Annotated in this window: 13 protein-coding genes and 2 rRNA genes; 7 read left to right on the top strand and 8 right to left on the bottom strand. The window is 38.0% G+C overall.

What is annotated here, in order from left to right; all coding sequences use genetic code 11:
• The first annotated feature begins 1 nt into the window (after position 1).
• Positions 2-97: a methionine/alanine import family NSS transporter small subunit gene (locus DV356_RS00075; RefSeq protein WP_005648534.1), complete on the top strand. Its 96-nt coding sequence runs from the start codon at positions 2-4 to the stop codon at positions 95-97.
• 132 nt (positions 98-229) lie between these two features.
• Here the strand turns inward: DV356_RS00075 and lpxH are convergent, their stop codons facing one another.
• Positions 230-943: a UDP-2,3-diacylglucosamine diphosphatase gene (gene lpxH, locus DV356_RS00070; protein ID WP_118806356.1), complete on the bottom strand. Its 714-nt coding sequence runs from the start codon at positions 941-943 to the stop codon at positions 230-232.
• 85 nt (positions 944-1,028) lie between these two features.
• Here lpxH and DV356_RS00065 point away from each other — a divergent pair, with 85 nt between their 5' ends.
• From DV356_RS00065 to lptD, 3 genes are all read left to right on the top strand, one after another.
• A complete protein-coding gene (locus DV356_RS00065) occupies positions 1,029-1,751 on the top strand; it encodes a 1-acylglycerol-3-phosphate O-acyltransferase (RefSeq protein WP_005648537.1) in 723 nt (240 codons plus the stop codon).
• 1 nt (position 1,752) lies between these two features.
• Entirely contained in the window at positions 1,753-3,162 is a 1,410-nt protein-coding gene (locus DV356_RS00060; protein WP_118806355.1) for a multicopper oxidase domain-containing protein, read from the top strand.
• Positions 3,163-3,281: 119 nt separating this feature from the next.
• A complete protein-coding gene (lptD, locus tag DV356_RS00055) occupies positions 3,282-5,630 on the top strand; it encodes an LPS assembly protein LptD (protein ID WP_118806354.1) in 2,349 nt (782 codons plus the stop codon).
• Between the two features lie 87 nt (positions 5,631-5,717).
• On the opposite strand, the gene proS is transcribed toward lptD, so the two are convergent.
• From proS to cyaY, 3 genes are all read right to left on the bottom strand, one after another.
• Entirely contained in the window at positions 5,718-7,436 is a 1,719-nt protein-coding gene (gene proS / locus DV356_RS00050; RefSeq protein ID WP_105894138.1) for a proline--tRNA ligase, read from the bottom strand.
• 84 nt (positions 7,437-7,520) lie between these two features.
• Entirely contained in the window at positions 7,521-9,389 is a 1,869-nt protein-coding gene (gene recQ, locus DV356_RS00045; RefSeq protein ID WP_118806353.1) for a DNA helicase RecQ, read from the bottom strand.
• Between the two features lies 1 nt (position 9,390).
• Complete coding sequence (gene cyaY, locus DV356_RS00040; protein ID WP_005655473.1) at positions 9,391-9,696, bottom strand: iron donor protein CyaY; 306 nt, start codon at positions 9,694-9,696, stop codon at positions 9,391-9,393.
• A 97-nt stretch (positions 9,697-9,793) separates the two neighbouring features.
• On the opposite strand from cyaY, the gene lptM reads away from it, so the two are divergent.
• The 3 genes from lptM (at position 9,794) to DV356_RS00025 (ending at position 12,038) form a co-directional block, all read left to right on the top strand.
• Entirely contained in the window at positions 9,794-9,910 is a 117-nt protein-coding gene (gene lptM, locus DV356_RS00035) for an LPS translocon maturation chaperone LptM (protein WP_005652274.1), read from the top strand.
• 47 nt (positions 9,911-9,957) lie between these two features.
• Positions 9,958-11,205, top strand: a complete 1,248-nt coding sequence (gene lysA / locus DV356_RS00030) for a diaminopimelate decarboxylase (protein WP_118806352.1) — start codon at positions 9,958-9,960, stop codon at positions 11,203-11,205.
• Between the two features lie 206 nt (positions 11,206-11,411).
• The gene (locus DV356_RS00025; RefSeq protein WP_005652269.1) at positions 11,412-12,038 is read left to right on the top strand and encodes a response regulator; all 627 of its coding nucleotides are present in this window, start codon (positions 11,412-11,414) and stop codon (positions 12,036-12,038) included.
• Between the two features lie 61 nt (positions 12,039-12,099).
• On the opposite strand, the gene DV356_RS00020 is transcribed toward DV356_RS00025, so the two are convergent.
• The 4 genes from DV356_RS00020 to DV356_RS00005 all read right to left on the bottom strand — a co-directional run.
• Positions 12,100-12,540 (bottom strand): DUF2489 domain-containing protein, encoded by a 441-nt coding sequence (locus tag DV356_RS00020; RefSeq protein WP_118806351.1) that lies wholly within the window; start codon positions 12,538-12,540, stop codon positions 12,100-12,102.
• A gap of 3 nt (positions 12,541-12,543) precedes the next feature.
• A complete protein-coding gene (gene yihI / locus DV356_RS00015; protein WP_118806350.1) occupies positions 12,544-13,098 on the bottom strand; it encodes a Der GTPase-activating protein YihI in 555 nt (184 codons plus the stop codon).
• A 177-nt stretch (positions 13,099-13,275) separates the two neighbouring features.
• Positions 13,276-13,391, bottom strand: a 5S ribosomal RNA gene (gene rrf, locus DV356_RS00010).
• A gap of 225 nt (positions 13,392-13,616) precedes the next feature.
• Positions 13,617-13,723: ribosomal RNA gene (locus DV356_RS00005) — 23S ribosomal RNA — on the bottom strand; the annotation flags it as partial.

Below are 13,723 nucleotides of genomic sequence, written 5' to 3'. Positions count from 1 at the left end.
AATGACTACTGGCGCAATTATTATGATGATCATAGCCCTTACTTTATTGTGGGGAGGATTAATTTACGCGTTGCTTCGCTTACCGAAAGAAAACTAATCCTAAAATTAACCGCACTTTTATCTGTATCTAAAAGTTGGGCTTATCCACCAGCTTTTAGGTACGATTTTATGGATAAGTATTATTCTAGTATCATTAAGTAAAATAACGAGTTTTTGCTTTACCGCACTTCTAATCTTTAATAAAACCAAATTCTCCGCTTTCATCCATTTTTAAAATTGATGCGTAATTTTTTCGCCAATCCCCTAATACAATTCGGGTAAATTCTTCTTGTTGATGAATCGCCTCACGGTGTGTGTGTCCGTGAATTAATAAATTTACATCAAACTCTTGTACTTTTTCTGCCGTGAAGGCTTGGTTTACATCCATAATTTCCTGTGATTTCGCTTGTTTATCTTGATTACTCTTTGCTCGAATTTTATCCGCAATTATCACCCGCACTTTTAATGGCAAGCACAAAAACAAACGTTGCAGCCATTTTTGATGCACTCTACGGCGAAATTGTTGGTAAGCCTCATCATCAATACAAAGCGTATCGCCATGACAAAGTAAGATTTTTTTATCATAAAGTGTAATCAATTGATAATCAGGTAAAAGCTGAGCTCCCGTTTCTTTTGAAAAACGTTCACCAATTAAGAAATCACGGTTACCGTGCTGAAAATAACATTGCACACCTTGCTCGCTTACAGACTTAATTAAATCTTTAACTTGTTGAATCAATGTAGACTGCTCGTCATCACCAATCCAAAAATCAAAAAGATCACCCAAAATGTAAAGCCGTTCAGCCTGTGGGGCAAGATTATGCATAAAATCGACAAAAAGTGCGGTCAATTCTGGCTGAGTTTCGCTTAAATGCAAATCAGAAATAAAATAGCTATGTTTCATAAAAATTCCACGATTTTTGTTTAGATTAGCACATATTGAGATTGAATTTGCTATACTTTAACGAAATTTTGTATAGGGCATTCTCATGTTAAAACTACTTCGAATTTTCCTCGTATTAATCTGCTGTATTCTAATTTGTGTACTGGGTACGATTTATTCTTTTATCCGCTTTAAAAATCCAAGCAACGTAGGCATTGTTGCACGTTGGTTTGGACGCTTATATCCACTTTTTGGCTTAAAGGTAGAACATCGTATTCCTCAAGATCAGAAGCAAATTAGCCGCGCCATTTATATCGGTAATCATCAAAATAATTATGATATGGTAACAATCTCTTATATGGTGCAACCTCGCACAGTAAGTGTGGGTAAAAAAAGCTTAATTTGGATACCCTTCTTCGGCATTTTATATTGGGTAACGGGTAATATTTTCTTGGATAGAGAAAACCGCACAAAAGCGCATAATACGATGTCACAGCTTGCACGACGAATTAATGAAGATAATTTATCAATTTGGATGTTCCCAGAAGGCACTCGCAATCGCGGTCGCGGTTTATTACCCTTTAAAACGGGTGCATTCCATACGGCGATTTCAGCAGGTGTACCAATTATTCCAGTGGTGTGTTCAACCACGCATAACAAAATCAATTTAAATCGTTGGGATAATGGCAAAGTGATTTGCGAAATAATGGATCCAATCGATGTTTCAGGCTATACCAAAGACAACGTTCGAGATCTTGCGGCTTATTGTCATGATCTAATGGAAAAACGCATTGCCGAACTTGATGAAGAGATAGCAAAAGGAAACTAAAATGCCACGCCTTTCCCGCCGTCAATTATTAAAAACAGCTGCGATTTCTACCGCACTTTCCACAGTGCCAGCACCATTGTTAGCGGCAAGCCGTGAAAAACTAGTTGTGCCGCCACTAATTGAAGTTCGTCGCGGTCGCCCAATTGTATTAACAATGCAGGAAATGAATTATCCGTTAGATGGCTCACACAATGTGACGGTATGGGGATTCAACGGTAATTATCTTGGCCCAACCATTAAAATCAAATCAGGTAGCTTTGCCAAACTTAATTATCATAACAATTTGCCACAATCCGTTGCTTTATCTATTCAAGGTTTACAAGCATCAGGCGAACTGTTTGGCGGGGCAGCTCGAGTTCTCAAAAAAGGCGAATCTTGGGCACCCATCGTGCCTATTGAACAACCCGCAGCAAGCTGTTGGTATCGTTCCGCAACATTAGCCAACTCAGCCTATCAAACCTATCGTGGCTTAGCTGGAATGTGGTTAATTGAAGATGAGCAAAGCCTAAAAGCGAATCTTCCCAATAAATACGGCGTAGATGATATTCCATTGATTTTACAAGATATGGAATTTAACAATGATGGTCTCCAATTATTCAAACAAAATCAACCGCACTTTGTAGGCAATCGCTTATTAGTAAATGGTATTGAAGCACCATATTTAGATGTTGCACGGGGTTGGATTCGTTTACGTTTGCTCAATGCCTCATTAGCGCGTGCTTATGATTTACGCTTGGATAATGATCAAGAAATGCTGCTTATTGCACAAGATTTAGGTTTCTTACCAAAAGCGAAATCAATCAAATCTTTGGTTCTCTCGCCAGGAGAACGCGCAGAAATACTGGTTAATATGAATGAAATTGACAACGTATCTCTCATTAGCGGAAGTAAACGTAGCTTGTACGAAAAAATAAAAAATATGTTGTTCTCAGGCGATGAACTCGCTAATAACACTGTCCTTGAATTGCGCGCCAAGGGAGAAATGTCAGCATTTAATAAACAACCGAATCTAACTTTCGAAACGGATGCGCCAGCAATATTACAACAAGCCGTTGCACAAACTCGAGAATTTAATATTGATGTCACAAACGGTTTAATTAATCAAAGACGTTTTGACCCACGCAAGGTTGATGTTATGGCTCGTAAAGGCACCATTGAACGCTGGATTTTAAATGCAAGTTTACCTGTTGGATTTACTATTCAAGGTGCCAAATTTGTGGTGGAAAGCCAAGGAGAACATCAATTACAAGCTGAAGAATTAGCTTGGAAAGATACCGTTTGGGTAAAAAACAAAACTCAAATTTTAGTGAAATTTGATCAAGCATCTTCTGGCAACTACCCATTCTTATTTGGGGTATCGAATTTAATGTTAGAAGATATGGGCTGTCTTGGCGTATTGATGGTTCAATAGACAAAAAATTTAATCATAACCCAGTGGATATTCTATTAATCACTTCTTGAAAAATATTACTAGCCTTGCGCTTTTTCCAGTATAATCTGACCAATTTTCTGACAAATTAAAACAAGACGATGAATAAAAAACACACTTTAATTTCACTTGCTATTTTGACCGCACTTTATAGCCAACAAAGTTTGGCAGATTTGCATGAACAATGTTTAATGGGCGTGCCAAAATTTAGCGGTGAAGTCGTGACGGGTGATGTGAATTCTCTGCCTGTCTATATTGAAGCGGATAACGCAGAAATTAATCAGCCAAATGATGCGACCTATCAAGGTAATGTAGATTTGAAACAAGGCAATCGCCATTTGTTAGCACAATCCGTGCAGGTCAAACAATCTGGAAACCAATCAACACCTTTACGCATGGCTTATGTCCGCAATGGATTTGATTATAAAGATAATCAGATCAATATGTTGGGTAAAGATGCAGAGTTTAATTTAGATAGTCACGATGGTAATTTAACAAATTCAGAATATGAATTTGTCGGTCGTCAAGGACGTGGTAAAGCTGATAATATAACACTGCATAATAATTATCGTGTAATGAAGAATGCAACCTTTACGTCATGTTTGCACGGCGACAATGCTTGGGCAGTAGATGCGTCAGAAATTCGTCAATACGTGAAAGAAGAATATGCTGAAATGTGGCATGCTCGCTTTAAAATACACGGTGTTCCCGTCTTTTATACCCCTTACTTACAATTACCCATTGGAGATCGTCGTCGTTCTGGTTTATTGATTCCAAGCGCGGGAACATCTAACCGAGATGGTCTTTGGTATGCACAACCAATTTATTGGAATATCGCTCCTAATTATGATCTTACTTTCACCCCGAAATATATGTCTCGCCGTGGTTGGCAAGCAAATGGGGAATTTCGCTATTTAACCTCTATTGGCGAAGGTAAAGTGGCAGGAGAATATTTAGGTAAGGATCGTTACTCTGAATATGCTAGTGATAATCGAAAACGTCATTTGTTCTATTGGAGTCACAATTCTAGCTTTTTACAAAATTGGCGTCTAAATATTAATTACACCCGAGTAAGCGATAAACGTTATTTCAACGACTTTGATTCTATTTATGGACGCAGTACCGATGGTTATGCGAACCAATATGCTCGCATAGCTTATTATCAACCCAATTATAATTTTTCTCTTTCTGCACATCAGTTCCAAATTTTTGATGATATTGTAAACATCGGCCCTTACCGTGCAGTACCACAATTAGATTTCAACTATCACAAATATGATTTAGCGAATGGATGGTTAAATTTCAAATTACATTCACAAGCAGTTCGTTTTGATAATGACAGTAAATTGATGCCAACTGCATGGCGTTTCCATGCAGAACCTAGCCTAAATTCTTTAATGTCAAATAAATACGGCAGTTTGAATATTGAAACGAAACTTTATGCTACTCGCTACGAGCAGAAAAAAGGTTCAGGAAAAAATGCAGAGGACGTGCAAAAAACGGTAAATCGAGTTATTCCACAATTTAAAGTTGATTTACAAAGTGTATTAGCACGCGATATAACGTTCTTAAAAGAGTATACACAAACCTTCGAACCGCACGTGCAGTATTTATATCGTCCTTACCGAAATCAAAGCAATATTGGTTCAACACTTAATAATGATTATTTGGGATTTGGTTACGATTCAGCATTAGTACAGCAAGATTACTATTCGCTATTCCGTGATCGCCGTTATAGTGGTTTAGATCGAATTTCATCGGCAAATCAAGTTACCTTGGGTGGCACAACGCGTTTTTATGATATTGCTGGCGAAGAACGATTTAATTTATCTGCAGGTCAAATTTATTACTTAAGTAATTCTCGTATTGATGAAAACCCTGCGAATAAAACACCAACTTCATCATCTGCTTGGGCATTAGAATCTAATTGGAAAATAAGTAATAAATGGTATTGGCGTGGTAGCTATCAATTTGATACTCATACCAATTCAACATCATTAGCGAATACATCACTAGAATATAATCCTGAAAAAAATAATTTAATTCAGTTAAATTATCGATATGTGAACCAAGAATATATTGACCAAAACTTAGGTAAATCGGCTAACGCCTATCAACAAGATATCCAACAAGTGGGATTAGTTGTAGGCTGGGAAATTGCCAATAATTGGGCTGTAGTAGGACGCTATTATCAAGATCTCGCCTTACAAAAACCAGTAGAACAATATCTAGGCGTTCAATATAACAGTTGCTGTTGGGCTGCAAGTGTTGGTGTAAAACGCAATGTCACAAACCACCAAAACCAAACACGTAATGAAATTGTTTATGATAATAGCATTGGCATAACCTTAGAATTAAGGGGGTTAGGCAGCAATGACCATCAAAGCGGTATTCAAGAGATGTTAGAAAAAGGAAAACTACCTTATATTCGAGCATTTAGTTTGGATTAAACATTGTTCAATATAAACGTTAGATCAACAAAAAGAGCGGCTATTTTTAACCGCTCTTTTGTCACAATATACAAAATAAAATACTGATTAGAGATTACCTAACTTTTCGTTTAAAACACTGAGCAATTTATCTTTACTAATCATTTCTTTTTCACCAGAACGACGGTTCTTATATTCAATTTCGCCATTGTCTAGGTTTTTCTCGCCGATTACCACCATATGCGGTACGCCGATGAGTTCCATATCGGCGAACATCACGCCTGGGCGTTCTTTACGATCATCAAAAATCACATCTACGCCTTGCGATTGTAAAGTGCGGTAAAGTTCTTCAGCGTATTTTTGCACAGCTTCAGATTTGTGCATGTTCATTGGCACAATCGCCACAGTGAATGGGGCGATTTCGTCTGATGGCCAGATGATACCGCGTTCATCATGGTGTTGCTCAATGGCTGAAGCCACCACACGAGTTACACCAATACCGTAGCAACCCATCGTCATCACAAGAGGTTTACCATCTTCGCCTTGAACGGTCGCTTTCATCGCTTCAGAGTATTTTTTACCCAGTTGGAAAATATGTCCCACTTCAATACCACGTTTGATTTGAAGCGTGCCTTTACCGTCTGGGCTTGGGTCGCCTTCTACTACGTTACGTAAATCAAATACTTCAGGCATTGCTACATCGCGTTCCCAGTTCACGTTGAAGTAGTGTTTGCCGTCGATATTCGCACCACAACTAAAATCAGACATTAACGCCACAGTGCGGTCAATAATTGCAGGAATATTAAGATTTACCGCGCCTAACGATCCCACGCCTGCACCAATTTTCGCTTTGATTTCAGTTTCGTCCGCAAACTCAAGGGGATCTGCCACTAACGGGTGTTTTTGTGCTTTGATCTCGTTTAATTCATGGTCGCCGCGAATAATCAACGCAACAAGCGGTTGATTTTCGTCTGCACCTTTCACAATCAAAGTTTTTACGGTTTTCTCGATTGGTAAATTGAATTGCTCCACCAACTCCGCAATAGTTTTCGCATTTGGTGTATCAACTAAACACATTTCAGCGGTTGGAGCTTGGCGTTCGCCTATAGCAATTGCTTCTGCAAGCTCAATATTCGCGGCAAAATCCGATTCCGTTGAGAACACAACATCATCTTCCCCGCTTGAAGCTAACACTTGGAATTCGTGAGAAGCTGAACCCCCGATTGAACCTGTATCCGCTTGCACCGCACGGAAATCTAAGCCTAAACGGTTAAAAATGTTACTGTATACTTGATACATCACATCATAGGTTGCTTGCAAACTTTCTTGTGTCGTGTGGAAAGAATACGCATCTTTCATAATAAATTCACGCGAACGCATTACACCAAAACGAGGGCGCACTTCATCACGGAATTTCGTTTGAATTTGGTATAAATTAAGTGGAAGTTGTTTGTATGAAGAAACTTCTCGGCGGACTAAATCTGTAATCACTTCCTCGTGAGTTGGCCCAAGTACAAAGTTACGCTTTCCTCGGTCTTCAAAACGAAGCAATTCAGGGCCATATTGATCCCAACGACCAGACTCTTCCCATAATTCCGCAGGTTGCACAACTGGCATTAATACCTCAATGGCACCACCTTTGTTCATCTCTTCGCGAACAACTTTTTCCACTTTTTTCAATACGCGAATACCCGTCGGTAGCCAGTTATATAAACCTGATGCCATTGGGCGAATCATACCTGCACGCAACATTAATTGGTGGCTCACAACCTGAGCATCATTTGGCGTTTCTTTTAGGGTGGAAAATAAATATTGACTTGTACGCATTGTTTAACCTTAAATTCTAAGAACTGAAAAAATTGGTGCAAGTATAACAAAAAGTGCGGTCATTTTTAACCGCACTTTTAACACTTAGTCATTATTTTGCGCATTCGCCAAAATTACCTTATGTTCTTGAATCAATGCCATAAACGGCTGACCAAACCGCTCTAACTTGATAGAGCCCACGCCATTAATTTGCAACATTTCAATATTGCTTGTTGGCATATATTGTGCCATTTCTTGCAACGTCGCATCATTAAAGACAATGTACGGCGGAATATTTTCTTTATCGGCAATTTGTTTGCGTAAGAAACGCAAGCGTGCAAATAAATCCTTATCGTAATTTGCAACACCTTGACGTTGTGGATTATGAGCAATTTTACTGATTGCAGAAATACGAGGCATTGCCAATTCTAACGGTTCTTCGCCTTTCAAAATCACTTTCGCACTTTCAGTAAGTTGCAACGTTGGATTTAATTCACTAATAACCTGTTGCACAAAACCCAAATGAATAAGCTGACGAATGACGGACTGCCAATGCTCTTTACTTTTATCTTTTCCAATGCCATACACTGAAAGTTTATGGTGTTGGCGTTCAATAATTTTCTGATTGTGCATGCCACGCAACACCGCAATCACATAATGTGCACCAAAACATTGTCCCACTCGATAAATAGTAGACATTACTTTTTGCGCATCGACTAAACCATCATATTTTTTAGGAGGATCAAGGCAAATATCACAGTTATTGCATGGTGTTTGTCGATGCTCGCCAAAATAATTGAGAAGAACTAAACGGCGACAAGTCTGGCTTTCCGCAAATTCCCCAATAGCTTCTAATTTATGTTGCTCAATCTGACGCTGTGGCGTTTCTGGTTTTTCGAAGAGAATTTTTTGTAACCAAGCGTAATCAGCTGGTTCATAAAACAAAACCGCCTCGGCAGGCAAATCATCACGTCCTGCTCGACCTGTTTCTTGATAGTAAGATTCAATGCTACGTGGTAAATCAAAATGGGCAACAAAGCGCACATTGGATTTATTAATCCCCATTCCAAAAGCAATGGTTGCGACTACTACTTGAACATTATCACGCTGAAAATCCTGTTGCACACGTTCACGAATTGCCGTTTCCATTCCTGCGTGGTAAGCAGCAGCAGAGACACCTTTATTGCGTAAACTTTCCGCAATTCGCTCAACCTTATTTCTGCTGTTGCAATAAATAATCCCACTCTTACCCTTTTGAGCCAACACAAAACGTGTCAGTTGCTCCATAGGTTTGTATTTTTCTTCCAAGGTATAACGAATATTTGGTCGATCAAAACTACCAATGTATTTGTGCAGATTTTTCAGATTAAGATGCCGCAGAATATCTTGTTGAGTCGCATAATCTGCCGTTGCCGTAAGTGCCATAATCGGCGCATCAGGGAAACTGGCTTTTAAACCGCCAAGCTGGGTATATTCAGGGCGAAAGTCATGCCCCCATTGAGAAATACAATGTGCTTCATCAATCGCAATAAAGCAGACTTTGCTATAAGAAATAAGTTGAAAAAAACTGTTCGTCATCACTTTTTCTGGCGACACATAAAGTAGTTTAAGTTGCCCAGAAATAAGCTTATTTTGTACTTGTTGCTGCTGTGCTAAAGTCTGACTAGAATTAAGAAAATCCGCCTCAATTCCATTAGCTTGCAGCTGATCCACTTGATCTTTCATCAAGGAAATCAGCGGAGAAATCACTAAAGTTAAACCATCAAAACAAAGTGCGGGAATTTGGTAACAAAGCGATTTGCCATTCCCCGTTGCCATTACCACCAACGCATCTTGTCCATTTAAAGCAGCATTAATAACTTCTTCCTGCCCTTTACGGAAAGATTGATAACCGAAAACCGATTTCAAAACAGAAAGTGCGGTCGGTTTTTCTATTATTTTTGATAGTTTTGATAGTAAAGGAGAATCCAGCATTTTAGAACTGCACGTTCTCGCCATGTGCAGCACAGGCTTCAACGAAACAATCCCAAAAACGTTGTCCGTCATTAGAAACCCAGTCGCCATTTTTAAAAGCAAAATGGAAACCGCCTAATTTACTTGCAATCCAAAGCTCAAGCAGCGGTTCTTGCTTGTTAATCACTATTTGTGTGCGATTATCAAAGGTGATTGTAAATACTGAACCTTGCGTTTCGCAATCCACATCTGCGCCTTGGTTTTCCAATTCTTCTTCAATTTTTTGCCAAACTTGTTCAATATTTTGGTGAAATTCTGCAATATTCATAAAATTTTCCTGTTTAAATCTGATAAAATGCGGCAAATTATAAAGCCTTTCTCAAGCTTGTGAAAGGCGGATTTACCGATAAGTGAGAGAGAGAAAAATGAAAAAACTACTATCAATTTTAGTGCTTAGTGCAATTTGCATTGTGACAACAGGATGCGGCGTAAAAGGTTCTTTATATTTTCCTGAAAAAGATCAAGCTCAACAAACTCAATAATCTATTATCTAATATCATTCCCAAAATAACTAAAACAGGCACACAACATGAATTTCTTCCAATATAAACATAACAAACTTTATGCCGAAGATATGCCAGTTCAACAACTTGCTGAACAATTTGGCACGCCTCTCTATGTATATTCTCGCGCGACACTTGAACGCCATTGGCACGCTTTTGACTCTGCTTTCGGTAAGCACCCTCACTTAATTTGTTTTGCCGTGAAATCTTGCTCAAATATTGGCGTGTTAAATATTATGGCAAAACTTGGTTCAGGTTTCGATATTGTCTCGCAAGGCGAACTTGAGCGTGTACTGGCAGCAGGTGGCGATGCGTCAAAAGTGGTCTTTTCTGGCGTTGCGAAATCTCGAGAAGAAATTATGCGTGCATTAGAAGTTGGAATCCGTTGCTTTAATGTGGAATCAGTTTCTGAACTCAAGCACATTAACCAAATCGCAGGAGAAATGGGTAAAATCGCACCTATTTCTTTACGTGTAAATCCAGATGTTGATGCACATACTCACCCTTATATTTCAACAGGATTAAAAGAAAATAAATTTGGTGTAAGCGTAAATGAAGCTCGAGAAGTGTATAAATTAGCCTCAACGCTACCAAACATAAAAATAACAGGGATGGATTGCCACATAGGCTCACAGCTCACCGAATTACAACCATTCTTAGATGCAACAGATCGCTTAATTGTCCTAATGGAACAATTAAAAGAAGATGGAATTACATTAAAACATCTCGATCTGGGCGGTGGTTTAGGCGTGACTTATACGGATGAAACACCACCGCATCCAAGCGATTACGCAAATGCGTTATTAGAAAAACTAAAAAATTATCCCGAACTTGAAATTATTCTTGAACCTGGCAGAGCAATTTCTGCAAATGCAGGAATTCTAGTAGCAAAAGTACAATACTTAAAAAGTAATGAAAACCGTAATTTCGCCATTACCGACACAGGAATGAACGATATGATCCGACCAGCATTGTATGAGGCTTACATGAACATCGTCGAAATTGACCGCACTTTAGAAAGAGAAAAAGCCATTTATGATGTTGTGGGACCAGTTTGCGAAACGTCTGATTTCTTAGGCAAACAACGGGAACTTTCAATTGCCGAAGGGGATTATATTGCTCAATGTTCTGCTGGTGCCTATGGAGCAAGTATGTCATCAAACTATAACTCAAGACCCCGTACTGCAGAAGTTTTAGTAGATAGAGATAAATCCTATTTAATTCGTCGTCGAGAAACCTTACAGGAACTTTGGGCATTAGAATCGACCATTTAATATTTCTTATCTTAAAAAAAAGAGCGGTAAAAAATTATCTATTTTTCTACCGCACTTTTTCTATTTTTATCCATCAATAAACCTACCTCAAATAGTAAGTTTTTGAGATAAATCAAATTTTTTCTATTCTAGATTGGCATAGAATTGAATTCTTTATAAAATGTCATGCTTTTTAAAGTGGACTTCTAACCACTAAAGGGGAAATTATGCAAGATAAGCTAAAAGTTTTATTAATTGACGACCATCCGTTAATGCGTCGTGGCATTAAACAACTTGTAGAATTAGACGATAACTTTGAAGTAGTGGCTGACGTAAGCAGCGGCACAGAAGGGATTTCTGTGGCATTACAAACATCACCTGATGTGATCATTTTAGATCTCAACATGAAAGGACTTTCTGGGTTAGATACGCTCAAAGGATTACGTGCAGAAGGCGTTGATGCGCGAATTTTAATTTTAACAGTGTCTGATGCAAAAAATGATATTTATACTCTGATTGATGCTGGTGCAGATGGTTATTTGTTAAAAGATACTGAACCTGATACATTGCTAGAGCAAATCAAGCGCATAGCACAAGGCGAAGTCATTCTGAGTGATTCTATTAAAAATTTATTATTAGAACGTACTCACGAAGATAATCCGTTAGACAGCTTAACGGATCGTGAAATGGGCGTACTTCGTCAAATTGCAACTGGCTTATCAAACAAACAAATTGCAGCACAACTGTTTATTTCAGAAGAAACCGTAAAAGTACATATCCGTAATTTATTACGTAAATTAAATGTTCATTCTCGTGTTGCAGCAACGGTATTATTTTTTGAACAAAATCGTTAAAAATAATCATAAAAAATGCGCTAGGAGAGACTTAGTGCATTTTTCTTTAAAATTATAATATTTAAATTAGCTCAATAGATTTAATATCTTCTAATAAAACATACAATTCTTGTTTAATATTTTTTTCAAACTGTGCTTCTGCACTTTCTCGAGCTAAATCCAGACGCATTCTTTCTCTTTTCTCAAGTAGTTTACGGTCATCATGTGTAGGCATATCACGCACCACTTCATATAAATTAGCCATCGCAGGATAAGATGATAAATTCTTACCAAAAGGCCTTAATAGCATTGTAAGACGAATTACGCCTTCAGAAAGATTACATTCTCCAGACTGCATTGCACGAGCAATAATATCAATGCTCTCTTTTAATCGTATAACCCGATTATTCTTAGCTTTAGCAATCAATTCCTTTTGAACTTTTAACTGCTTTAATAAACGGATTGCATATAGAGTCAATCCAGTTACCAAGAAAAGTGCGATGACAAAAAATATCCAAATCATAGATTACCTAAATTGATTAATATCCATACGCTCGAAAGTGCGGTATAAATCATCTTCGCTTTCATCTTCAATGCCAAGTTCTTCCATTAACTCAGAAATTCGATCTAAGCATTCATCTACAAATTGTTGATCTGATTTACTAATAGTTTTACCCGCATCTAAAGCATCCAATAATTCATTAAGAATTTCATTATTTTCCAGATTTTCAAGCTCTTTCATTGGATCTTGTTTTTTCACCTGTTTTATTACAGGAATTACTTGACCTTTTTCAGGCTTATTAACAAATTCAACAACCAACGGTATCTTTTTCTTACTACCAATTTTTGGATCTTTAATTTCATTTTGAAGTTTATTCGCTTTTTCTTCAACCGCACTATGACGAGATCCTGAAGCTAAACCTTTATGCTTACGTTTTTTCTTATCTTCACGAGCTTTAGCATCCAATTCATAACGAGTAAGCTTTTTACCAGTGCGCGCTTTTGTTATATCTATTTTTTTATCTGCTTTGCGAATTGGCATAATATCTGTAATTCGACGTGTTTTTTTCTTACGAGCCATAGGGTACCTTTCTTAAAATTTTGTGGATTGTATCACTAGTGCGTATTTTTCTCACTAACAAACATAAACTTTATCTAAACTTATTTTGTTAAAGTATAAACTTCTAAAAAACAAAAACCCCATATCTTTCGACACGGGGTTCTTCTGTTTTTATGTGATTTAGATTTGTATCTGATAACCTGGCGGTGCCCTACTCTCACATGGGGAAACCCCACACTACCATCGGCATTACAGCGTTTCACTTCTGAGTTCGGTATGGTCTCAGGTGGGTCCACCGCACTATCGCCGCCAGGATAATTCTTTGATAACTCGTCTTCTCTTTTATCTCTCGTTACTCAGTCTTTCCTCTACCTTTCACTCGTTCTTATTGGTCACAAGCTGAATCCGATTTTCTTTCTATTAAGTCTTCTATATTTACTTTTCTTTGTTTAGTCTTTTACTTCTCTTTCGCTCTGCTTTTATTTGCTTCGCTTTTCATCTCTTACTTCACTTAGCTCCCAAAAACACTTGAGCGTTGTATAGTTAAGCCTCTCGGGCAATTAGTATTGGTTAGCTCAATGACTCACATCACTTACACACCCAACCTATCTACGTCGTAGTCTACAACAACCCTTACTGACTTAAA

This window comes from Haemophilus influenzae (assembly GCF_003494325.1).
In the GTDB taxonomy this organism is placed as follows: Bacteria; Pseudomonadota; Gammaproteobacteria; order Enterobacterales; family Pasteurellaceae; genus Haemophilus; species Haemophilus influenzae_I.
This window is presented reverse-complemented; position numbering and strand designations above follow the sequence as displayed.